20 protein-coding genes are annotated in these 23,232 nt (G+C 62.5%); 4 read left to right on the top strand and 16 right to left on the bottom strand.

Translation table 11 applies throughout. The annotated features are described in order from the left end of the window. Window positions 1-18: 18 nt before the first annotated feature. A complete protein-coding gene (locus AMK05_RS23330; RefSeq protein WP_064841683.1) occupies window positions 19-1,989 on the bottom strand; it encodes a HAMP domain-containing methyl-accepting chemotaxis protein in 1,971 nt (656 codons plus the stop codon). 542 nt (window positions 1,990-2,531) lie between these two features. Here AMK05_RS23330 and AMK05_RS23325 point away from each other — a divergent pair. Beyond that, on the top strand, window positions 2,532-4,166 hold the full coding sequence (locus tag AMK05_RS23325; protein ID WP_237352226.1) for a GGDEF domain-containing protein: 1,635 nt from the start codon (window positions 2,532-2,534) through the stop codon (window positions 4,164-4,166). Window positions 4,167-4,196: 30 nt separating this feature from the next. On the opposite strand, the gene AMK05_RS23320 is transcribed toward AMK05_RS23325, so the two are convergent. The 12 genes from AMK05_RS23320 to AMK05_RS23265 form a co-directional block, all read right to left on the bottom strand. Continuing rightward, window positions 4,197-5,267: an LLM class flavin-dependent oxidoreductase gene (locus AMK05_RS23320; RefSeq protein WP_064841681.1), complete on the bottom strand. Its 1,071-nt coding sequence runs from the start codon at window positions 5,265-5,267 to the stop codon at window positions 4,197-4,199. Between the two features lie 58 nt (window positions 5,268-5,325). After that, window positions 5,326-6,693 (bottom strand): LLM class flavin-dependent oxidoreductase, encoded by a 1,368-nt coding sequence (locus AMK05_RS23315; protein ID WP_064841680.1) that lies wholly within the window; start codon window positions 6,691-6,693, stop codon window positions 5,326-5,328. Between the two features lie 21 nt (window positions 6,694-6,714). Further along, the gene (locus tag AMK05_RS23310; RefSeq protein ID WP_064841679.1) at window positions 6,715-7,464 is read right to left on the bottom strand and encodes an ABC transporter ATP-binding protein; all 750 of its coding nucleotides are present in this window, start codon (window positions 7,462-7,464) and stop codon (window positions 6,715-6,717) included. After that, window positions 7,440-8,339 carry an ABC transporter permease gene (locus AMK05_RS23305; RefSeq protein WP_064841678.1) on the bottom strand — a complete coding sequence of 300 codons (900 nt, stop codon included), beginning with the start codon at window positions 8,337-8,339 and terminating at the stop codon, window positions 7,440-7,442. The genes AMK05_RS23310 and AMK05_RS23305 overlap by 25 nt, the downstream gene beginning before the upstream one ends. Before the next feature lie 34 nt (window positions 8,340-8,373). Further along, the gene (locus tag AMK05_RS23300) at window positions 8,374-9,399 is read right to left on the bottom strand and encodes an ABC transporter substrate-binding protein (RefSeq protein ID WP_064841677.1); all 1,026 of its coding nucleotides are present in this window, start codon (window positions 9,397-9,399) and stop codon (window positions 8,374-8,376) included. Between the two features lie 232 nt (window positions 9,400-9,631). Continuing rightward, complete coding sequence (locus AMK05_RS23295; protein WP_064841676.1) at window positions 9,632-9,970, bottom strand: hypothetical protein; 339 nt, start codon at window positions 9,968-9,970, stop codon at window positions 9,632-9,634. 89 nt (window positions 9,971-10,059) lie between these two features. Continuing rightward, the gene (locus tag AMK05_RS23290; protein WP_064841675.1) at window positions 10,060-11,157 is read right to left on the bottom strand and encodes an ABC transporter substrate-binding protein; all 1,098 of its coding nucleotides are present in this window, start codon (window positions 11,155-11,157) and stop codon (window positions 10,060-10,062) included. A gap of 49 nt (window positions 11,158-11,206) precedes the next feature. Continuing rightward, window positions 11,207-12,247, bottom strand: coding sequence for an ABC transporter permease (locus tag AMK05_RS23285; RefSeq protein WP_064841674.1), 1,041 nt, complete (start codon window positions 12,245-12,247; stop codon window positions 11,207-11,209). Between the two features lie 18 nt (window positions 12,248-12,265). Beyond that, complete coding sequence (locus tag AMK05_RS23280; protein ID WP_064841673.1) at window positions 12,266-13,762, bottom strand: sugar ABC transporter ATP-binding protein; 1,497 nt, start codon at window positions 13,760-13,762, stop codon at window positions 12,266-12,268. Between the two features lie 102 nt (window positions 13,763-13,864). Beyond that, window positions 13,865-14,758, bottom strand: coding sequence for an NAD(P)-dependent oxidoreductase (locus tag AMK05_RS23275; RefSeq protein WP_064841672.1), 894 nt, complete (start codon window positions 14,756-14,758; stop codon window positions 13,865-13,867). Then, window positions 14,748-15,302, bottom strand: a complete 555-nt coding sequence (locus tag AMK05_RS23270; protein WP_064841671.1) for a gluconokinase — start codon at window positions 15,300-15,302, stop codon at window positions 14,748-14,750. Before AMK05_RS23270 ends, AMK05_RS23275 begins: the two co-directional genes overlap by 11 nt. Window positions 15,303-15,315: 13 nt before the next feature. Next, window positions 15,316-16,080 carry an SDR family oxidoreductase gene (locus tag AMK05_RS23265; RefSeq protein WP_010029976.1) on the bottom strand — a complete coding sequence of 255 codons (765 nt, stop codon included), beginning with the start codon at window positions 16,078-16,080 and terminating at the stop codon, window positions 15,316-15,318. A 135-nt stretch (window positions 16,081-16,215) separates the two neighbouring features. Between AMK05_RS23265 and AMK05_RS23260 the strand changes: the two genes are divergently transcribed. Next, entirely contained in the window at window positions 16,216-17,157 is a 942-nt protein-coding gene (locus tag AMK05_RS23260; protein WP_064841670.1) for a 2-hydroxyacid dehydrogenase, read from the top strand. A 10-nt stretch (window positions 17,158-17,167) separates the two neighbouring features. Beyond that, complete coding sequence (locus AMK05_RS23255) at window positions 17,168-18,199, top strand: L-idonate 5-dehydrogenase (protein WP_064841669.1); 1,032 nt, start codon at window positions 17,168-17,170, stop codon at window positions 18,197-18,199. An 11-nt stretch (window positions 18,200-18,210) separates the two neighbouring features. On the opposite strand, the gene AMK05_RS23250 is transcribed toward AMK05_RS23255, so the two are convergent. Further along, window positions 18,211-19,281 carry a LacI family DNA-binding transcriptional regulator gene (locus AMK05_RS23250; RefSeq protein WP_064841668.1) on the bottom strand — a complete coding sequence of 357 codons (1,071 nt, stop codon included), beginning with the start codon at window positions 19,279-19,281 and terminating at the stop codon, window positions 18,211-18,213. Between the two features lie 181 nt (window positions 19,282-19,462). Between AMK05_RS23250 and AMK05_RS23245 the strand changes: the two genes are divergently transcribed. Continuing rightward, window positions 19,463-20,389 carry an SMP-30/gluconolactonase/LRE family protein gene (locus AMK05_RS23245; RefSeq protein WP_064841667.1) on the top strand — a complete coding sequence of 309 codons (927 nt, stop codon included), beginning with the start codon at window positions 19,463-19,465 and terminating at the stop codon, window positions 20,387-20,389. A gap of 189 nt (window positions 20,390-20,578) precedes the next feature. Here the strand turns inward: AMK05_RS23245 and AMK05_RS23240 are convergent, their stop codons facing one another. Continuing rightward, complete coding sequence (locus AMK05_RS23240) at window positions 20,579-22,681, bottom strand: vWA domain-containing protein (RefSeq protein WP_064841666.1); 2,103 nt, start codon at window positions 22,679-22,681, stop codon at window positions 20,579-20,581. After that, window positions 22,678-23,202, bottom strand: a complete 525-nt coding sequence (locus AMK05_RS23235; protein WP_064841665.1) for an RNA polymerase sigma factor — start codon at window positions 23,200-23,202, stop codon at window positions 22,678-22,680. Before AMK05_RS23235 ends, AMK05_RS23240 begins: the two co-directional genes overlap by 4 nt. Window positions 23,203-23,232: the final 30 nt, after the last annotated feature.

The raw sequence follows: 23,232 nt of genomic DNA, 5'->3' as shown, positions 1-23,232 counted from the left end.
GCTGGAGAGGCAGGCGACTTAGAACTCTTCCCAATCGCCGGCCAATGCCGCATTCCCCTGGGTCGCCGTCCCCTGGAACGACCTGCCCACCTTGGCGATCATCTGGCGCGCCGGCGATGCCACGGGTTGAGCATGGTGTGCCGCGGCAGCGGGCTGCGTTGTGCGCTTCGATGCCACCGCGCCCCCGATGCTGAACTGACCCAGGAGCTGGAACAATGCGTCGGCTTCCTTGGCGAGATTATGGGCGGCGGCTGTCGCTTCTTCCACCATCGCGGCGTTCTGCTGCGTGCCCTGATCCATCCTGTTGACAGCGGTGTTGATCTCCTTCAGCCCCGTTGCCTGCTCTTGCGAAGCGCCGACGATAGCGCCGACATTGCCGTCGACCTGTTGCACCTGTGCGACAATCTCTTCCAAGGCTTTTCCGGTCTCGCCGACCAAGGCGACCCCGTTTTTCACGTGGCCGTTCGAAGCATTGATCAGCTCCTTGATTTCCTTCGCCGCCTTGGCGGAACGTTGCGCCAATTCGCGCACCTCCTGGGCAACGACCGCAAAACCCTTGCCTGCTTCACCGGCTCGGGCGGCTTCGACACCGGCATTCAGCGCAAGTAAGTTGGTCTGGAAGGCGATTTCATCGATGACGCCGATGATGCTGCCGATTTCGGTGGCGGAGGATTCGATCTTGCCCATGGCGTCGACCGCGCCTCGGACGACGCTGCCCGAACGTTCCGCGCTGTCCTTCGTCTTGCGAACGAGCTGTCCTGCTTCCTGTGCCTTGTTGCTCGAGTCGGCGACGGTGGTGGTGATCTCCTCCAGCGCAGCGGCGGTTTCCTCAACGGATGCGGCCTGCTGTTCGGTGCGTTTGGCGAGATCGTCCGAGGAAGATCGGATCTCCTGTGCGCCGGCGGCGATGGCGCTGGCGTTCTGGGCAACTTTCTGCATGGCGGCGCGCAGCTTTTCGACCGCGGTATTGAAGTCTGCTCTGAGCTTTTCCAGAGACGGGATGAACGGCGTGTCGATCTGCTGTGTGAGGTCGCCGTCGGCCAATGCCTGCAGTGCAGTGCCGAGCTGACCGACAGCCCGGTCGGTCTGTTCGGCAAGAGTGCGGCGTTCGTCGGCATCCTGTTCGAGCCGATGCCGTTCCGCCACAGCCCGCTTGGCTTCCGTGTCTGCTTCCCGCTCGGCCTTTGCCGAAATGGCATCGCGCAAGCCGGCCACGGCCCGCGCAAGCTTGCCGATCTCATCGCCCCGCGCTTCGAGGCGACGATCGCCGTCGAGATTGCCTTCGGCCATCGCCTTCAGCGACAGCTGCAGTTTTGCCAGCGGGCCGACGATCGTGCGCGATGTAATGGCAGCGGCAACGATCGAAAGAAGAGCCGCGATGCCGAGCGCCGTCAGGACGATCGGTTTGAAGCCGCTTGCCGTACTGCGAACCTCGCCGCCAATCGATTTGTTCAGCGCTTCCTGATAGTCGATGAATTTGTTGATGGCGCCGAGCCAGGCAACGAAGGCCGGCCGCGCCTGTTCGAGCAGGATTTTGCGGGCCGCGTCGCCGTCGCCCTTCTCCTGCAACGCAATGATCTGCGCGACCAGCGGATTGGTTTTCGCCTGTATGTCGGCGATTTCGCTCAGAATGGTCTTTTCCTGATCCGTCGCCCCGGCCGGCGATGCAACCATCTCCGCCATGCGCTTTTCATTCTCGGCATAGGTGGCGGCCAGCTTTTCGATCAGTGCCTCGGCCGCCTTGCGTTCGTCGGCGGAGGTCACCAGGGTCACGTCGCGAACGGCAATCGCCCGATCGTGCACGCTGCCGCGATAGTTGATGGCAAACCGCTGCTTGACGCTGTTGACGTCGTTGATCGTTCCGAGATTGCTGTTGATGTGCTCGACCTGTACCGCTGAATAGATGCTCAGGCCGGCCATCAGCAGGATCAGGAAGCTGAAACCAAGGGCGAGACGCATCGCGATCCCGAAACTCTTAATACTGTTCATTCGCGCTCTCCATCGTGTCGGCGAGGTTTAAAGGTGTCTGTGACCAGGATCTGTCCCGCATGCCTCCGCCCGCCGCCACTGCGCGCGTCGCGTCTAAAGCGGGACGGGCGTCAGGGTGACAACGTCGATTTCATGCGGGATTTCGGGATACCTGGCCGGCCATCATGGCTTAGGTGACGATCCTCAGAACGTCGCTCCGATATGCTTAAAAATAGGAGGAGATATTTTAGAGAGTGTAAACGAGGCCGATAAGGCGCCATTATGATGCGGTTTTTGTATAATTTGACGCATTTTACGTCGTAAATGGCCCGAAGTCTGCGCCGGAAAGAGTACATCAAGTTGCCGATTTGAATTGACACACATCTCCTGTTGCAAAACGGACCGTTTGAATCCGCTTGCCAGCACCGATGTTCAGCGACGAAGTTCGCCGTTAAGCGCAACTCTTTGAGAATTGTTAGAAGTTCTCGCAGATTATGCGGTGCGGAAAGAATGGGGCAGAGGTGGCACGACGGGCGTCTTCCAAGTCAAGGCACGATCAGAACTTGGCAGCGAGCTGGCAGGAACTGCTCGACAGTGCCGTACGCCTGGACTGGGAATGCCGCACCGGCGAAGCGCTCGAGATGGCGGAAACCGCCTATGAGGCAGCACTCGAAGCGGGTGATGTTGCCGGAGCCCTGCGTGTTTCACATCGACTGGCGCTCATCCATTTCAACAAGGAGACCTTGGCGGAAGGCCTGAAGATCTGCCTTCGCGCCGAAACCTGGCTCAGATATTGCCAGGATCAGGCTGCCGTCATTTCCCTTCAATCGGTCCATGGCGGCATTCTCGTGGCGCTCGGCGATCTGGAAACCGGCTTCGGCCTGCTGACCGATTGCCAGAAACGCACCAAATCCTGCCCCGATCCCCTGGCCAATTGGCGGGCGCGCACCGCCTATGCGGTGGCCCTGTTCGATTCGAACGACTTCGATCGCGCCGCCGAGGCTGCGGCCGAAAGTCTGCACTATGCCGAAACGAGCGGCCTGGACAAAGGCTCCGTGCTGATTGCCCGCTCGATTGCCAGCCGCATGGCAGCACGCGCACTCGGCGAACATCGGCTAGCCGGGCGGGACATCGACGAGGCCCTGCATGCGCGAACACAAGCGCAGCTGCAGTCGATCCTGACCGAGGCTCAAACCGAAAACCTCAGCTATGAGATTGCCGAATGCCATTGCTATCTTGGGCTTCTGGCATGGACGCGCGGCGACGACGCTGTAGCGGCTGCCCGTTATATCGCGGCCATCGCCGCCGCCCGCGTCGCTGAGGACGCTGTGCTGCTGGCGGAGACCTCCTACTGGTACGCCTATCTTCTGGCAGGGCAGGGCGCTTTCGATGAAGCGCAGTCGCTGCTTGCCGGCATCGAGGCGTTGGAGCAGGTTCTGGCCGTGCCGCGCATAAAGCTGCGTCATTTCGACATGCGATTCCGGATTGCCGAAATGGCCGGCGACTGGCGGGCGGCCTTCGACCATCACAGGATCTATCACGAGCTGGTGGTCGAGGATTACCGTCGGCTTGCCTCGGCGCGCGCTTATACGATGAAGCTTTCGCTCGATCTGGAGACGATGCGCCGTAAGGAAGACAGTGCCCGTCTGGAGCGCGAGCGCCTGCTGGAGGAAAACCTGAGGCTTGCCGCCGAACAGCGCGAGGCGGTGCGGGCCTCGCGCACCGATCCGCTGACCGGTCTCGGCAACCGCCGCGAATTGCAGCTCAAGTGCCGGGAGTGGGCCCAATCCGGCGTCACCCATGCGGCCCTGATGCTCTGCGACATCGACCATTTCAAACGCATCAACGATGTCTTTTCCCATTCGATCGGCGATATCGTCCTCTCCCGCCTTGCCGGCTTGCTGGGTGATGCCGGCGCGGAAGGCGGTCTGGCGATCCGCATGGGCGGCGAGGAATTCCTGCTTCTGCTGCCCGATACGTGGGCCGTCGACGCCTTTGCCGCTGCCGAGCGGCTGCGCCTGCGGGTGCAGGACCACGATTGGTCCGAGGTGGCCCCGAATCTTGACGTCACCTGCTCCATCGGCCTGGCGGATTGGTCCTTGGCCGGGAGCCTGGAGGCGGCGCTGCCGGTCGCCGACGCCAATCTCTACGCCGCCAAGAATGCCGGCCGCAACCGATGCGTGGCGCCGGCGACCTGACGCTGTCGCACAGCCTCGCCGCCTCCGGCTTCAGCCGCGCAGCAGCGGCAGAAGCTGATCGCCCTGCCGCTTGATCTCCGAGAGATAGGGCGTGTCGGACAGCACGAAATGCGTGATCCCGAGATCCTGGTATTTGCGCAGCGAGCGGGCGACGTCTGCCGCCGAACCGACCAGCCAGGTGGTGCCGGCACCGCCGCCGCCGAACCTGCCCGGCGCGGTATAGAGATTGTCGTCGAGAACGTCGCCGCGCTCGTAAAGAGAGAGCAGCCGCTGCTGGCCGACGGCGAGCACGCGCTGGTGATCGTGCCAGCCGGCGCCCTTGCTTCTGGCCATCTCGGCGACCTTCGCCTCGGCGTCGGCCCAGGCCTCATCCGTTGTATCGCGAACCAGCGTCGTTATCCGCAGCCCGAATTCCAGCTGTGGGAGATCGCGGTCGAGGTCCCGGCTCAGTCCCTTGAGCCGGCCGATCCGCTCGCGGACGCCCTCGAGCGGTTCGCCCCAGAAAAGCTGGACATCGGCCTCAGTCGCCGCCACCCGCTCGGCCGCTTCCGAGGCGCCGCCGAAATAGAATTTGGGATGACGGCGGTCGCCGCGGGCCGCGATGCGCGGCACCACGGTGGAGCCGGCGACCCGGAAATGATCGCCTCCCGCCGTGACGTTTTCTTCCGTCCACAATCGGCGGACCAGCCGCATAAACTCTTTCGTACGGCCATAGCGATGCGCCTGGTCGCCTTCGCTGTCACCATAGGCGGCGAGATTATCCTTGCCCGAGACGATGTTGATCCGCACCCGGCCGCCCGTCAGATGGTCCAGCGTCGCCGCCGCGGCAGCAAAATTCGCCGGCCGCCAATAACCCGGCCGGATCGCAATCAGCGGCTCGAAGGTGGTGGTGCGCGCAGCAAGCGAGGCCGCGACGGTGAATGTGTCGGGCCGGCCCCAGCCGGTGCCGATCAGCGCGCCCTTCCAGCCATGCTCCTCCAGCGCCCGCGCATGGCTGGTCAGCGTATCCAGGCTGTTGTGGTTGTCGACGGCGGAATCCCCGCGATGACCGGGTCTGACGTCGTTCGGAATATACCAGAGAAATTCGGAATGATTGCTCATGCGATGCCGCGGTTCTGCCTGGTTGGAAGAAGGAGGCCAGGAAAGGCCTCCGGGAAGATCATACGGCTGCCTGTGCAGCCTGCGCCTGAAGCGCAAAACCGTTCGGCGGGCGCTGGAGGCCGAGATTCTCCCGCAGCGTCGTGCCTTCATATTCATGCCGGAACAGGCCGCGCTTGCGCAGGATCGGCACGACCTGATCGACGAAGTCGGTGAGCGCCGTGGGCAGGACCGGCGGCATGATGTTGAAGGCGTCGGCGGCGCCGTTCTCGAACCAGCTCTGCATCGCATCGGCGATCTGCTCGGGCGTTCCGACGACGGTACGATGGCCGCGCGCGGTGGCGACCGCCAGATAGAATTGGCGCAGCGTCAGATGATTGCGCGAGACCAGGTCGGAAACCAGCTTGAGGCGGCTTTTGTTGAGTTCGGTATCTCCCGGCAGGGGAGGGGCGGGATCATCAAGCGAATAGCCGGAAAGATCGACGCCCTTATAGTGGCGGGCAAGGATGTTCCAGGCGATGGAAGGGTGAACAAGGGACTGGATATAGTCGTAATTCGCCTGGGCTTCGGCCTCCGTCCCGCCGAGAACGGGAAATATGCCGGGGCTGATCAAAAGGTCGTCCGGCCGCCGCCCGTAGCGGGCAAGCCGCCCCTTGACATCGGAATAGAACTCCTGGGCATCGTCGAGCGTCTGATTGGCGGTAAAGATCATCTCGGCGGTGCGGGCGGCAAGTTCGCGTCCCGGTTCCGATGCGCCGGCCTGCACGATGACGGGATAGCCCTGAACGGGGCGGCCGACATTGAGCGGACCCGCCACCGAGAAGAACTTGCCCTTGTGATTGACGAGATGCACCTTGCCGGGATCGAGATAGACCCCGCTTTGCTTGTCGCGGATAAAGGCATCGTCCTCGTAGGAATCCCACAATCCCTTCACCAGGTCGACGAATTCCTCGGCCCGCTCATAACGATCGGCATGGGCGGGATGGCCTGCGATCGAAAAGTTCTTCGAAACGTCGGCGCCCGTCGTGACGACGTTCCATGCGGCGCGGCCCCTGGAGATATAATCCAGCGACGCGAATCTGCGGGCGAGAAGATAGGGGTCCTCGTAGGTCGTCGATGCCGTGGCGACGAAGCCGATATGACTGGTCGCCTGGGAGAGGGCGGCCCAAAGGGTCAGCGGCTCGAAATGAGCGCCCTGGGCAATGCGGCGAAACGCTTCCGGATCCGCGGCCCGCTCCCATCCCGCGGGGCTGTCGGCGATGAAGACGAGATCGAATTTCCCGCGTTCGGCGGTCTGCGCCAGGTCCCGGTAATGATCGATATTGAGGCCGGCATCGGCCTGCGCATCCGGATGGCGCCAGGCAGCGATATGATGGCCGGTCGCCATGATAAAGGCGCCGAGTCGCATTTGCCGTTTCGATGTGCTCATTGGCTTGCTTCTCCGCTGATATCAGGCTGCTTTGCGGCCGGGGACGCTGACCCCGAGCCGGCCGAGAAGATGGCTTCGGAACTCTGCAAAACGCGGATCGCCGTGATCGCGCGGCGCCGGCAGATCGATCCTGAGATCCTCGATGAGCCGGCCTTCGTGGAGAACCAGAATCCGGTCGGCCAGCGCGATCGCCTCGTCGACGTCATGGGTGACGAGCAGCACGGCGGGACGGTGCCTTGCGCATAATTCCCGCAGCAGATCGTGCATCTTCAGCCGGGTCAGCGCGTCGAGCGCGCCGAAGGGCTCGTCGGCGAGAAGCAAGGCCGGCTCGCGCACCAGGGAACGGGCAAGCGCGACCCGCTGCTGCTCACCGCCGGATAGCTGGTTCGGCCATGCCACTTCCCGCCCCGCAAGTCCCACTTCCGCCAAAGCCTTCCTGCCGCCTTCCTGGCCGGAGGCGCCCGGCAGGCCGAGCGTGACGTTCTGGATGACGCTGCGCCACGGCAGCAAGCGGGCATCCTGGAAAACCACGGAGAGCCTTTCCGGCGTCTCAAGGGTTCCGCTTCCCTCGACACCGTGATCGAGCCCGGCAAGGGCGCGCAGGAACGTGCTTTTGCCGGAGCCGCTGCGGCCGAGCAAGGCAACGAACTCGCCCTCCGCGATATCGAGATCGACGCCATCGAGAATCGTCTTTGCCGCAAACCGGCGGAAGAGGTTTCGCACATGGACGGCCGTGGCCGCCGGCTTCAGTTTGCCAGGGTGCGGCGCCATGAGAGAGCCCTCCGTTCGATGAGGCGGACGAGACCGTCCGAGACCAGACCCAGCAGCACATAGACCACGAGGCCGACGAGAATGACGTCGGTCTGCCCGTAATTGCGGGCAAGATCGATCATGTAGCCGAGCCCGCTGGTGGCATTGATCTGCTCGACGACGACGAGGGAAACCCAGCAGAGGGTGACGGCAAAGCGCAGCCCCAGCAGGAAACCGGGCAAAGCGCCCGGCAGCACGACCTGAAGGATGAAGTCCTTCCGGCTCATGCGCAGCGTCTCGGCCAGTTCGACATAGCGGCTGTCGATGCTGCGCAATGCATTGTGCGTATGGATGTAGATCGGCACGATGACGGCGAGCACGATGGTCGTAACCTTCATGCTCTCGCCGATGCCGAACCACAGGATGAGCAAGGGGATCAGCGCCAGCGTCGGGATCGCCCGCTTGATCTGGACCGGCCCGTCGATCAGTGCCTCGCCGATCCGGGAAAGACCGGCGATGACGGCCAGGATCGTGCCGATCAGCAAGCCGATGCCAAGGCCGAGCAAAGCGCGCGTCGCCGACGTCACGAAATTGTCCTGCAGCCGACCCTGCTCTATCAGCCGTGCGAAAGCCTCGACCACCGTCCAGGGCGCCGACAGGGTGCGTGGGTCGATCCAGCCAAGCGCCGAGCCGACGACCCAGGCCAAGACCAGCAATGCCGGCCCGATCTGCAGCCCGAGCGGTATCGCCGGTCCCGGACCCAGTCTGCGCCGGGCACGAGGGCCGGCAGAGCTGATCGGGCTGGCCATTTTAGCCAGACGTGAACCTGAATGCTCAATTCTGCTGCCGGGTCGCGGCGATAGTTTCGCCTCGCCCGCATCCCAAATGGTTGCCATGCTTCAGATCTCCTCTGCGAAGGGATATCGAAAATTACAGGCCCTTGGCCAAAGCCGCCGCACCGAGCTTTTCAAAGCGATGGTCGAAAATCTGCTCGACGTCGAAAGGCTTGTAACCGAGCTCGTCCGCCAGCAGGTTGATCGTTTCCTGATGGCGCTTCTTCACGTCGCTCCAATCGGCGGGAACGATCTGTTCGCCGGTCATCTTGACGAGATATTCCCCGTCTTCCTGGCTGAGGCCCTGCTGACCGACGTAGTATTCCTTGATCCAGAGGTCCGGGTTGCGGTTCACCCATTCGGTGGCGCGCGCCCACAGGCCGACAAATTCCGCGAGAGCCGCCGCCTTGGCGGGATCGTCCAGAACCCATTGCGGTGCATAAAGGTGGCCGGGATCATCCCGCAGGCCATGCTCAAGAAGCGTGGCGCCGTCAGGTCCGTATTGGGTGATGTAGCGCCTGATATAGACGGTGCCGAGCGGCGCGATGTCGACCTGTTTGCTGGCCAGCGCCTTCGGGTATACGTCGCCGGTGCTCGGCAATTCCACGAGGGTGACGTCGCTGCTCTTCAGACCCGCCGCGTGAAGCGCGCGCAGGACAAGCGTGCCCTGGGCCTGACCGGGACTGAAGGCAATGCGTTTGCCGCGGAAATCCGCAAGCGTCTTGACGCCGGCGCCCGGCGCGATGCCGAAGCGGTAGATCGGATTGGCGATCGGGTCACGGCGTTCGCGATAGGCGATGTTGCGGACGGGCAGGTTGTTCCAGTTGGCAAAGATCGAGGGGATCTCGGCCACCGAGCCGACATCGAGCGCATGGGCACGGAAGGCTTCCGACGTCTGCGGCCCGCCACTGATATTGGCCCATTTAACTTCGAACGTGAGCTCTTTATCGAGGCCGGACACTTCAAGCGCCTTCTGCGTGACCGGATCACCGATCGTCAGCACGGTGCCCGGCGGCACCTTGGCAAGGAGGGGAGCATCCGCCTGGGCCGCAGCGGAATTGTGCATGGCGCCGAAGCCAAGCAGACTGAACAACGCGATTTTGAATGTCTTTGCCAATGTCATCGTCGATCTTCCCGTTTCGATTGATGATTGCAGGAACGATGCACGGTAAGATCGGATATAATCTACTAAATCGATAGACTATTTAATTTAATAATGACGCCTTGGATAAAAAATTGTCCCGAAAAGCCGGGCCGCCGTAACTGTCGGGTCCCGCATGAGGGCGCGTTCCGAATCGAAAAAGCGCCCGCAACTCGTCGCGGGCGCTTCGCCGGTGTGGTTGGCATCGCCGATATCAGGCGGTATGCGGCGGATATTCGTTGGCCTGGAAGACGTGATGATGCACCTTGCCGGTGAAGAGCCGCAACAGTTCGCCGGTGACCTCGCGGCTCTCGAAGCGTACGTCGGAGCGCAGCGCCGCGTTGACCGCATCCATATCGGGATACCGGATGGCGAGCGCCATCGCATAGACCGGGGCGCCGTCGTCGCGCTCCATTCCATCAAGCACACGGACTTCCTCGGCACCCGGAAATTTCGTCCAGAGAGGGACGAGCCGCTCTCTGACAAAGGCGCGGAACTCCTCTTCCCGGCCTGGATGGATTTCGCCTTCAAACAAGGCATAACGAATGATCATAGCTTCTCTTTTCCAAAACTCGCCGGAGCTGGATCGATGGTGATGCGGAGAGGGGAGGGCGTATCGGTCGATACGCCCTGATTGAAGGCCTATTTGCCCCAGATTTTCTTGTATTGATCGCGATAGCCGTTATCGGGATCGAAGCTGTTCTTCGGCCCGCCGTCGAACTCGACGTTCGCGCTGGTCACCACATGCAGCGGCGACACATAGCCCGACCACGGGGCGCCGGCGAAAGCGCGGTTCAGCTCATCGACGAGCTGCCAGCCCTGCAGGTTGAGCGGCTCGGCGACGGTGACGGCCTGGTACTGCTTGGCGCGGATACGCTGATAGGCGCTCTCCGAACCGTCGCCGGCTGCGACGTTCACCGGCTTTCCGTCGCCGGCAATCCCGGCTGAGGCGAGCGACGGGCCCATGAAATCGTAATAGAGGTCGTTGATCGCCAGCGAATGCGTCCACTTCGCGCCGTACTTCTGCAACAGCGAGGTGGTCAGCTGCGGCATGCGCTGGGAGGTTTCGGCGATCGGCGTATCGACATATTCCAGCACTGTGCCGCCGAGATCCTCGATCTCCTTCTTCATGCGGTCGGCCTTGGCGATCGCGATCGCATAGGTCGAGTCGGTGAAGATGATGACTCCAGGCTTGCCGCCGGCATCGGCGAAGGCCCAATCGGCCGCCGACTTCGAGACTTCCATCGCATCGGTGGTCACGTTGGCGAAAACGCCGACGTCCGGAACCGGGCCGACGGCCGAGGCGGCGTGCCACGACACCATCGGGATGCCGGCGGCCTTGGCCGCTTCCATCGCCGGCTTCTGCTCGACGGCGTCGAAGCCGTTGATGATGATGCCATCGGGCTTCAACGCCATGGCCTGGCCGAAGGCCGCCGTCCGTCCGCCGATCGAACCGGCGCCGTCAAGCGCCTTCACCGTCCAGCCCAACGCGCCTGCCGCTTCCTGAACGCCGTTGACGACGCCGAGAATGCCACCGTTCTTCATATCGGCGGCGAGAATGACGATGTTCTTGCCGCTCGCGCCCTTGGGGCCGCTCGTCGGGCCATCCCAGGCCCTCACCTTGGACGCGTATTTGTCGACCACGGCCTTGGCGTCAGCCATTGAATCGGCCATGGCCGGCATGCTCAGCATAAGGGCGACGGTTGCGACCGTTGCCTGCATTAAAGTCCTGCGCTTCATGTTCACTCCTCCATTTTGTTTGTTGTGGAATGCCGGTAAGCCGGCATCCTCATTTGGACGCGGGTGTGATCCTCCTCACAGCTCCGCGCTTGCGCTGGGCGTAACCTGCAATGCCGATGGCAATCAGCAGGGTCACGCCGTTGAACAGCGGTTCGACGAAGAACGATCCGCCGAATTGCTGAATTCCAGATATCCCGACCGCCAGGATGATGACGCCGATCAGCGTACCCCAGACGTTCACCCGGCCCGGCTTGATCGTCGTCGATCCGAGGAATGCGCCGACAAGCGCCGGCAGCAGATATTCGAGGCCGACGCTCGCCTGACCGATGCGCAGTTTCGAGGCGAGAAGGACCCCGGTCAGAGCCGCCAGCAGGCCCGATGTGACGAAGGCGCCGATCACGAATTTGCGGACCGGGATGCCATTGAGGGCGGCGGCCTTGGGATTGGCGCCGATGGCGTAGAGATAACGGCCGATCGGCAAATATTCGAGCACGATCCACATGCAGATCGCGATCAGGAGCACATAGAAGCCGGTGATCGGCAGGCCGAACAACATCGTGCCGTTCAGCGCATAAAAGCCGTCCGGCAGGACACCGACCACCTGCCGGCCGCCGGTGTGCCAAAGGGCAAGTGCGTAGAGAACCGTTCCGGTGCCGAGCGTTGCGATGAAGCTGTCGATCTTGGCGACCTCGACGAGCAGGCCGTTGATGAAGCCGGTGAGGACGCCGAGCGCGAGAACGATGAGGACGGCGACCGGCCAGGGCAGGCCGTAGGCCGTCTGCAGGCTGATGGCGAGAATGTGCCAGAGCACGATGCCGTAGCCGACGGTCAGGTCGATGCGGCCCGACGCCATCGGGATCATCGCGGCGAGCGACAGTAGCGCGATGATTGCCTTGTCCGACACGATCGAGCGGACGTTCAGCACGGTCGGGAACGTATCCGGCAGAAGGATCGAGAAGATCACGATCAGGCCGAGGGTGAGGATCACCAGCCCGTAAACCGGGATCAGGCGGCCGATCTTCTGGCCGGTGGACAGGCCGGCCATTTCGCTCTTGGTCGGCTCCAGCGCGGTGGATTCAATGGATTGCATGGCTGTTCTCCCGATGGCTCAAGCCGCTTCCGACGCCGAGGCGGCCGTGATGACCGCCTCCGTGGTCAGAGCGCTTCCACTCAGTTCGCTGACGATTTTTCCGCGCGAGAAAACCAGCGCGCGGTGGCAGATATGGGCGATTTCCTCGAAATCCGTCGAGACCACGACGACCGCGAGACCGGCTTCCAGCGCCTGGGTGATCAGGCGGTAGATTTCGGCGCGCGCGCCAATGTCGACGCCGGCGGTCGGGTCTTCGGCGACCAGCAGCTTGCGGCCGGTCGCCAGCCAGCGGCCGACGACCACCTTCTGCTGATTGCCGCCCGACAGCGCCTCCACCGGCAGATCCGGATCGTTCGGCCTGAGGCCGACGGAATGGCCGATAGCATGGGCAAGATCGGCTTCGCCGCGCGGCGACAGGAAGGAGAAAATCCCGCGGCCGACGGCGCCAGGATTGAGATAGGTATTTTCCCGAATGGACAGCGACAGTGCGACCGATTCCTCCGTCCGGTCACGGGCAATCAGACCGATACCCGACGCCATCGCCTGCCGCGGGCTCGAAAGATCCGGCGTCTCGCCATGCAGCAGCACCGAGCCGTTGAAGGGCTCGCAGCCGAACAGCGCCCGGCCGATCCTTTCCTGGCCGGCGCCGCGCAATCCAACCAGCCCGAGCAGCTCACCCTCTCGAATATCGAAGGAGATCGGGCTCGTGCCGGTGCAGACGAGGTCGCGAACCTCGACGATCGCCTTGCCGGGTTTGATCTCGGCTTTAGAAAAGAGGCTGTCACTGCTGCGGCCGATGATCATCGTCACCAGTTCGTCGGGAGTGGTCTCGCTGACCGGCTTCTGCCCGACCATGCATCCGTCGCGCAGCACGGCGACGCGATCGGCGATGCGGAAAATCTCGTCGAGCCGGTGGGAGACATAGATCATGCCGACGCCGCGCTCCTTCAGGGGGCGGATGGCGTTGAACAGCCGATCGACTTCATCGGCGGGCAGGCTCGCCGTCGGCTCGTCGAGCACCAGAACGTCGGCTTCGACGGCAAGCGCGCGGGCAATGGCGACGAGCGATTTTTCGGTACGCGACAGGGCCGAGACTCGCGTCGTCGGATCGAAGTCGCAGCCGACGAGCTTCAGCGCTTCCTTGGCCCGCGCCTGCGTCCTGTTCCAATCGATGAGACCGCTTCGCATCGAGAAGCCCTGCGACAGACCCATATTCTCGCCGACGGTCATCCACTCGATCAGACCGAGATCCTGGTGGATGAAGGCGACCGGCTGGCGCTCGTTCGGTTTCGGCGGGCGATGATGGTAGCTCTGGCCGCGAAAAAGGATGTCGCCGTGATCCGGCTTGTAGATGCCGGCAAGCGTCTTGATCAGCGTCGATTTGCCGGCGCCGTTTTCCCCCAGCAGCGCCAGGATCTCGCCCTCGCGCAGATCGATCGATACGTCACGCAGCGCCTGCGTGCCGCCAAAGCTCTTGGTGATCGATTGGAACTCCAGCAGTCTCTTGGCTTCCACTGTGGCTCCTCCCAAAGCTGCAGTTCTTATAAAAATATGTTATCGATAACATTCATCGATAGTCAAGCGGAAAATGACGATCCCCAACCCCGCGAAATGACATCAGCCGGGACGAAATCCGTCGAGAAGGCGCATCATCTCGGCAGAGTCCTTCGGCCCAAGACCGGCGGCGCACAACAGGCGGTGAATTTCCACCACCGCACCCGTCATCGGCAGCGGCGTCTTGGTCTTCAGCGCAAAAGCCTGGAGCGAATCCAGGTCCTTCAGCATATTGTCGATCCGGCCGGTCGGCGAGAAATCCCGGGCAGCAAATTTTGCCATGAATTCCTGCAATATCCGGCTGTCCGCCCTGCCGCCGGCAAGGGCTGCCGGAATGGCTGCGGGATCGACGCCGCCGGCTTCGGCGAGCTTGACGGCTTCCGCCACCGCCTGGAACAGCACGGCGCAGAACAACTGATTGATCAGCTTGGTGGTCTGCCCAGCGCCGGAGGCGCCCATCAGCGTATAATTGGCGGCAAGATGCCGCATCACCACACGCGCCCGCTCGAAATCCTCGGCGCTGCCGCCGGCCATGATCGTCAGCTTTCCGCCGAGCGCGCCAGGCACGCCGCCCGACAGCGGGCAATCCACCCATGCCATGCCGGTGTCCGCCCGCAGCCGTTTCGCCATGTCGGCGGTCTCGGCAGGGTCGATGGAGGACATGTCGATCAGCAGCTTGTCGGCACTCGCCGCCGCCGCAACCCCCTTCTCGCCGAAGACGACGGCGCGCACGATGCTGGCGTGATTGAGGCTGAGAATGCAGAATTCCGACGCCGAGACGGCACTCGTCACGGAGCTCGCCGCGTGAGCGCCTTTGCCCGTCAATGCCGCGACCTTTTCGGCATCGAGATCGAAGACCGAGACTTTGTGGCCGGTTTCGATCAGTCGCGTGACGATCGCCGTTCCCATGATGCCGGCGCCAATGACGGCGACGTCTGCTCGATAATCATCCTGCATGAAACCCTCCCTTGATGGCCGCGCTTTTCAGCCCCTCACAGGCCAGCGCCACCATATCATCCAAAGCCATGTCGATCGCCACCGCCACAACGCCGGCTTCACCGGCCGGCGGCTCCAGCGTCTGCAGCTGGCTGTCGAGCAGCGACGCCGGCATGAAGTGGCCCTGACGGGCCTGCATCCGCGACAGCAGCAGTTCGCGCGATCCTTCGAGGAATACGAAGGCCAGCCGTCCGCCAGCCGCCTGCCGCAGCCTGTCCCGATAGCTTCTTTTCAGCGCCGAACACGAAATCACCAATCCCTGCGATGCGTCTTGCGCGGTCTTTATTTCCGCGCCGATCCGGTCGAGCCAGGGCAGGCGGTCGTCGTCGGTGAGCGGTATGCCCTTCGCCATCTTCTCGACATTGCGAGCCGGGTGGAGCTGATCGCCCTCCACAAACCGCATGCCGTTTCGCGCGGCGATGCCCTCGCCGACGGAGGATTTGCCGCAGCCGCTGACACCCATGACCACGACGGCCGGAGGCGGTGTTTCTTTCTTGAGCTTCATCGTCGCGTCCCTGTCAGAGGCAGGTGGTGATGCCGCCGTCGACGTAAAGCGTGTGGCCGTTGATGAAGGATGAGCCACGGCCGGAGAGGAAGACAGCAGCACCCACAAGTTCCTCGACATTGCCCCAGCGTCCGGCCGGCGTCCGCTTCTCCAGCCAGGACGAGAATTCCGGATTGTCGACGAGCGCCTGATTGAGCGGCGTCTTGAAATAGCCCGGCGCGATCGCATTGATCTGCAGGCCGTGCTTGGCCCAGTCGGCGCACATGCCGCGCGTCAGATTGCGCACCGCGCCTTTGGTCGCGGTATAGGGGGCGATGCCCGGGCGCGCCAGTTCGCTCTGCACGGAAGCGATGTTGATGATCTTGCCCTGGCCGCGGGCGATCATGGCTTTGGCAGCCGCCTGGCCGACGTAAAATACGCTCGAAATGTTGGTGGTCAGTAGCAGCTCCCATTTGTCCGCCGGGAAATCTTCCAGCGGCGTGCGAAACTGCATGCCGGCATTGTTGATCAGGATGTCGAGCGGGCCGATATCGGCCTCGATCGCATCGATGCCCGCTTTGGCGGCGTCCTTGCTGGTTACGTCGAAGATGGCCGCATGGGCAGACAGTCCCTGCGCCTTGAGGCTCTCGACGGCACGTTTGACGCTTTCGGGCGTGCGGCCGTTGATGACGACCTCGGCGCCATGCTGCGCCAGGCCCTCGGCCAGCGCATATCCGATCCCTTGGCTCGAGCCGGTGATCAGGGCAAGCTGCCCGGTCAGATCAAACAGGTTCTTCATGCAAATAACTCCTCCGGTGTCGCTACGAATGACGGCTTATACCGCCACTTCAGGTGAAACTCACTTGACATCGCTTTTTCGAATTATATGTTATCGATAACATAATCAACTGTCAAAATGCGGGACGGAGATGGAATGCCTGAGCTAGAGATCTTGATGGCCGGAGCCTATCCGGAATGGGATATGGTCGATCTGGAGGCGAAGTATCGCATTCACCGCCTGTGGGAAGCGGCCGATAAGCAGGAACTGATTGCAAGGGTCGGCAAGAATGTTCGCGCCATTGCGACGCGTGGCGAACTCGGCGCCTCCGCCGAACTGATGAAACAATTGCCGACGCTCGAGATCGTCTCCTGTTATGGCGTCGGCACCGATGCCATCGACCTCTCCTATGCCCGCGCCAACGGCATTCGCGTCACCAATACACCCGACGTTCTGACCGAGGATGTCGCCGATATCGCCATCGGACTGCTGCTTGCCACGGCGCGGCAGATTCCGCAGGCCGATGTTTTCGTCCGCGCCGGCCAGTGGGGCAATGTCGCCATGCCGCTGGTAACGCGCGTCGCCGGCAAGAAGGTCGGACTCGCCGGCATGGGGCGGATCGGCAAGGCGATCGCCAGGCGGGCTGCCGCTTTCGGCTGCGATATCGCTTACTTCGCCCGCAACGAGCACACGGATGTTCCTTATGCTTACCAGCCGGACCTGGTGGCGCTTGCCGATTGGGCCGATTTCCTGATCGTCATCGTCCCCGGCGGGCAGGCGACGATGAAGATCATAAATGCCGAGGTGCTGAAAGCGCTCGGCCCCAACGGCATGTTGATCAATGTTTCGCGCGGGACGACCGTCGATGAAGAGGCGCTGATCGCAGCCCTTCAGAACGGCACCATCCAGGCCGCCGGCCTCGACGTGTTCCTGAACGAACCAAAGATCGATGCGCGTTTCCTGACGCTTCAAAACGTGGTGTTGCAGCCCCATCACGGCTCCGGCACCGTCGAAACCCGCAAGGCCATGGGCCAGTTGGTCAGAGACAATCTCGCCGCGCATTTTGCCGGCAACCCGCTTCCAACTCCCGTCGTGTGAGGGTTTCGATATGAAAGCCATCGTCATTCATGCCGCCAAGGATCTCAGGATCGAGGAGCGCGAGCCGGAGGTTGCGGGCGAGGGGCAGGTGGAAATCGCCATCGAAGCCGGCGGCATTTGCGGCTCCGACCTGCATTATTACAATCACGGCGGCTTCGGCACCGTTCGCCTGCGCGAGCCGATGATCCTCGGCCACGAAATCGCCGGCACGGTCAAGGCGCTGGGCGCCGGTGTGAGCGATCTTGCCATCGGAGACCGCGTTGCGGTGTCCCCGAGCTGGCCGTGCAATCATTGCCAATATTGCCTGAAGGGACAGCAGAACCACTGCCTCAACATGCGGTTTTACGGCAGCGCCATGCCGATGCCGCATATTCAGGGCGGCTTTCGCCAGCGGCTGGTGGCGGAGCGCTGGCAATGCCACAAGGTTGCCGACGGCATCTCCATTCACGAAGCGGCCTTCGCCGAACCCTTTGCCGTGACATTGCATGCCGCCAGCCGCGCCGGATCGCTGCTGGGCAAACGGGTGCTCGTCACCGGCTGCGGCCCGATCGGCATGCTGGCAATCGTTGCGGCGCGCGTTCTCGGCGCCCGCGAAATCGTCGCGACCGATGTGACCGACAGCGTTCTGGCGATCGCCCGCACCAGCGGCGCGGATCGGACGATCAATGTCGCCACGCATGTCGCCGACCTTGCCGCCTACGGCGCCGACAAGGGATATTTCGACGTCATGTTCGAGGCGTCGGGCAATGAGCGGGCGGTGCGCGCGGGCCTGGAGGTGCTGAAGCCCCGCGCCGTTCTCGTGCAGCTCGGCCTCGGCGGCGATGTCTCCATCCCGCAGAACATGATCGTCGCCAAGGAAATCGAGATGCGCGGGACGTTCCGCTTTCACGAGGAATTTGCGCTCGCCGTCGAGCTGATCAACGCGCGCCGCGTCGATCTGAAGCCGCTGCTGACAGGCGTCTTTAAGATCGACGAGGCCGTCGCCGCCTTTGAACTGGCAAGCGACCGCAGCAAGTCGATGAAAGTCCAGATCGCCTTCTGACAAGGCACGGATTATCGGGCGCTTCGATCCGTGCTTTCGCGCAGTACGACCCTGTAGCCGGTCAATGTGATTTCATCGCCGGTCGCCTCGCCGCTGCCCTGCAGGGCATCGAGAAGGCGGCCGGCGGCCTGGCGGCCGATGCCGTAACAGTCGACATTGATCGTGGTGATGCTGGGATGACAGATCGACGAGATCTCGTAATCGCCGAAACCGGCAATGGCGATATCTTCAGGCACGCGCATTCCCCTGCGCTTGCATTCCATGATCGCGCCGAAGGCGGACAGGTCGGAAACGCAGAGAACGACTTCCGTGTCCGGCCAGCGCTCCAACAGACTGACGATTGCCTGGCCGCCCTGTTCCATGGTGATCGGCGGCACGCCAAAGGAAATCGCCCGGCCCGGTCCCAGGCTCAGTTCCTCGACAGTCTTCAGGAAACCGCTGCGCCGTTGGCTGCCGCGCGTATCGCGTGCCGTCGTGCCGCCGATATAGCCGAACCTGCGATAGCCCTGACTGGCAAGCGTTCGCACCAGCAGCGACATCGCCTCGCTGTTGGAAAAGCCGACGACATGATTGATCGGCTCCTCCGGAATTTCCCAGGTTTCAACCACGGGAATGCCGGCCTTATCAAGCATGCGCCGCGCCCGGTCGGTATGCGAGCCGCCTGTCAGGATGATGCCCTCGGGACGCCGGCGCAGCATCGCCTCGATCAGCTTTTCCTCTTTCTCAGCGGCATAGTCGGTATAACCGAGCAGAAGCTGAAGGCCGGTATTCTCCAGCGCGTCGGTGATGCCGCGCGCGGTGTCGGAAAAATTCGAATTGTTGATGGAGGGCACCAGCGCGGCGATGAAGCCGCTGCGCCGCGAGGAAAGGCTGCCAGCGGAAAGGTCGAGCACGTAACCGAGCGCATCGACCGCTTCCATGATGCGCTTGCGCGTCTCTTCGGAAACGCTCGCATCCTGGCGAAAGGCGCGCGAAACGGTCATGGCCGATACGCCGACATATTTGGCGACCTCAGCCATCGTCAGCTTTTGGGCGTCTCCTCCCTTGAGACGCTTGTCTTTTGGCTCATCCTCGTTTTTCACTGGTCTCCGCCCTTAAAACAGCTATCCGAGTTGGCAACTCCGGATAGGATAAAGTTATCGCTATCATCGCACAATCAATATTATTACTGGAATGCTGCGTTCCACAGTCCATCGATCTCTATACGAAGGCCGCGAAGCAGGGCAGAATGGTATCGATAACAATTTGAGACGAGGAGGCATCATGTTCGGGGAAATCGAGGGTACAGGGTTCGAGGTTCTCGACCCGCGCTTTGAAAGCTGCTTCGTCGGCCATGCCCGCGTCGAGCGGCTTTGGACAGGCGGCCGCTGGCTGGAGGGACCGGCCTGGTTTGCCGCCGGGCGCTACCTGGTCTTCTCGGATATCCCCAACAATCGCATGATGCGCTACGACGACACCAGCGGGCAGACATCGGTCTTCCGCTCGCCGAGCAACAACTCCAACGGCAACACCGTCGACAATCAGGGCCGGCTGATCACCTGCGAGCATCTGACACGCCGTCTCACGCGCACTGATTTCGACGGCGGAATCAGCGTGCTGGCCGATCGGATCGCAGGCAAACGGCTCAATTCGCCCAACGACGTCACCGTGAAATCCGACGGCACCGTCTGGTTCACCGACCCGAGTTACGGCATTCTCCACGATTATGAAGGCGACTACGGCGAAGAGGAAATCGGCGGGTGCCACGTCTACCGGCACGACCCGGCAACAGGCGCAACCGACCGGGTGGCGTCCGACTTCGTCAAGCCGAACGGGTTAGCTTTCTCCCCTGACGAAACGGTGCTCTATATCGCCGATACCGGGGCATCGCACCTGTCCGACGGTCCGCGCCATATCAGAAAGCTCGCCGTGTCCGATGGCGGCCAGCTGAGCGACCGCGGCATTTTTGCCGAATGCACCGCGGGCTTTTTCGATGGTTTCCGCGTCGACCGGAAGGGAAGGATCTGGACGAGCGCCGGCGACGGTGTGCACTGCTATGACCCGGATGGCACGCTGATCGGCAAGATCAATATTCCCGAGATCGTCTCCAACGTCGCTTTCGGCGGCGAGAAACGGAACCGCCTCTTCATCACCGCAACCACGTCGCTCTACGCCGTCTATCTCACGGCCAATGGCTCAAAACTGGGATAGAGCGCCCTATCTTACACCAACAATAATTCAGCCCGCGACCTGTATTAATGGGTTTCCGTTTCATACTGTGGGCTGATTTAATCATATCGATTATCAGTCCACAGACTGAACAGGGGAACTCCTCGTTCCAAACGCTCAGACGCAGAGGCCGCCTTCCCACGCGGTCTCTGCTCTGTGGTGCTTCTCTCTTCACCGTTGGCTGAGTCCGTCAGCCAACCTGACGAGACCGAGGAAATCCGATCTGTAGCCGAAGGCATCCGCGCCCCGCGATGCCGCAGCGAGATCGGCAATCGCTTGATAGGAATAAGCATCAAGGGCGGCGGTGCGGCTCAATTTCTGGCCGAAGGCGGCGACGGCCACCGAGAAGCGAACGTCCTCAGGCGCGGCATCGATAGTGGCGAACGCGTTGCCGTCACCGACTGGCGTGGTGATCAGGGCGCTTTTTTCTTCACCCGGCCGCTTGTAGCGCATCTTGACGAAGGCGAGCTCGCCCTGATGCGCGCTGCCCGATGTCTCGGCCGGCGCCTTGTTGGGCACGCCGTACCGCAGCTCGTCATTCATGACCGCGGGACTTCCCTTGGGGGTGATCTCATAGATCGCCGTGACACTGTGGCCGGAGCCGATATCGCCGGCATCGACGCGGTCATTGTTGAAGTCCTCGCGTTTGAGGGCGCGCGTCTCATAGCCGATCAGCCGGTATTCGGCGATCCGTTCCGGATTGAACTCGACCTGGAATTTAACGTCCTTCGCAATCGGAAACAGCGTCGATCCGGCTTCTTCGACCAAGGTCTTCTGCGCCTCCGCCAAGGTGTCGATATAGGCGGCGCTGCCATTGCCGTTCTGGGCGAGCGTCTGCATCAGGGAATCGTTGAGATTGCCGCGGCCGAAGCCGAGAACGGTGAGGAAGATGCCGTCCTTGCGTTTCTCCTCGATGATGCGTTTCAGATCCTCGTCGCTCGACGGGCCGACATTGAAGTCGCCGTCCGTCGCCAGCATCACCCGGTTGACGCCGTCCTTGACGAAGGCCTTTTTGGCAAGATCGTAGGCCGCCTCGATGCCCTCGGCGCCGCCGGTCGAGCCTCCAGCCTCCAGCCTGTCGATCGCCGACAGGATCTTCGATTTCTCCGCCACCCGCGTCGGCTCGAGCACCGTGCCGGCATTGCCGGCATAGGTGACGATAGACACGGTGTCGTCGGCCTTCAGCCTGTTGACCAGCAGCCGGAAGGCGCTCTTCAGCATCGGCAGCTTGTCCGGTTCGTCCATCGAGCCCGAGACGTCAATCAGAAAGACGAGATTGGCGTGCGGCGCGGTCGCCGGCGCGATGTCATAACCCTTGATCGCCACGTGCATCAGTTCCGTGTCGTGGTTCCACGGGGTCGGCATCACCGTCACGGTCGCCTTGAAGGGCTGGTCGGCCGTCTCGGGACCCGGCCAGTCATAGGGGAAGTAATTGATCATCTCCTCGACGCGAACCGATTGCGGATCCGGCATCGCCCCGCCGGTGAGCGACCGGCGGACGAAGGAATAGGAAGCGCTGTCGACATCGGCGGAGAAGGTAGAAACCGGATCGGCCGCGACACTTTTGATCGGATTTGCCGCGGCATTGGCAAAGCGCTCGCGACCGGGGTCGAGCTGGAGCTGAGCACGTCCATCCGCCGGCGGAACAGGCGAGGGGGCAACGGCGGCCATCGGTTCAGCCAGTAGCTGGCCTTGAGCAACCACGCCAGGAGCAGCCGGCGCAGCACGTTTGGCCATGCCAAGGGCCGCCGCGGATTCATCCGATTTGTTCTTAAGAACGGCGATCTCGCCGGCATCGAATTCAGCGCGCAACTCCGCAGCGGACTTTGCCGCCTGAGGCTCCTTGTCCTGCAAGATTTGAGCGCTATCAGCCGCCGACGATTGAGCCGGCCGATTCTCTTCGGCCGGCGCTTCGGAAAGCCTGAGTTGGGATGGTTTCGGCAGTTCATTTTTCGAAACGGTGCCGGCGATCTTTTCCTGGTCGACGATCGGTTGGTTGCGGGCCCGCTCGAGGGTGAGATAGCCGGCAGCGGGAATGACGAGCAGCGTCGCAAGGGCTGAACCGGCGAGGAATTTCTTATTCATAGCAGGGCTCCATATCCAGTTGATGATGGAGCTTGGACGCCAGCCTTTGGCATTTCCTTGGGCCACCGCTGCATTATTTTCTGCGCTGTCAAAGGCCTGCATCGCCGCGGCAAGGGCGCGTGCGCGCGCCTCCGGATCAACGGCCGGCGGGGTGAGGCGGGAGAGTTTTTCGAGTTCCTTGTCCATCATACCTCTTCCTTGCCGAGCATGGCCTTCAGCCGCTTGCGCGCCTCGTGGACTTGCCAGGAGACGGTCGCCTCCGAGCAGCCCATGACATCGGCGGCGGCCGAATGGCTGAGGCCTTCGCCATAGACGAGCAGCACGGCGTCGCATTGCCGTTCCGGCAAAGCGCGCACGGCCGCCCATAATTCGCTTGCCAGCTCGTCGTCGTTCCCGCCCGGTGCATCCGGCTGCGGTTCGACCGCATAGGCGCGGAACGTCTGCTCCTCTCGTGCGCGTTTGCGTCTGTGATCGCGAGCGGCGTTCAGCGTCAGCGTGTAAAGCCATGTCCTGAAGCGGCTTGCGCCGCGAAAGCCGCCGATGGCGGCGCCGATTTTGACGCAGACCTCCTGGGCGATATCGTCCGCATCCGTGGAACTGCCCGACCATCGCCACGCCGTCGCGCGGACGAAATCATAATGGCGCGAGACCAGTTGCCCGAAGGCCTCCCTGTCGCCGCGCTGTGCTCGTTCTATGAGCTCCGCATCCAATGCGCACCTACCCCCAAGCTATCAAGCAAG

This window comes from Rhizobium sp. N324 (genome assembly GCF_001664485.1).
GTDB lineage: Bacteria > Pseudomonadota > Alphaproteobacteria > Rhizobiales > Rhizobiaceae > Rhizobium.
This window is presented reverse-complemented; position numbering and strand designations above follow the sequence as displayed.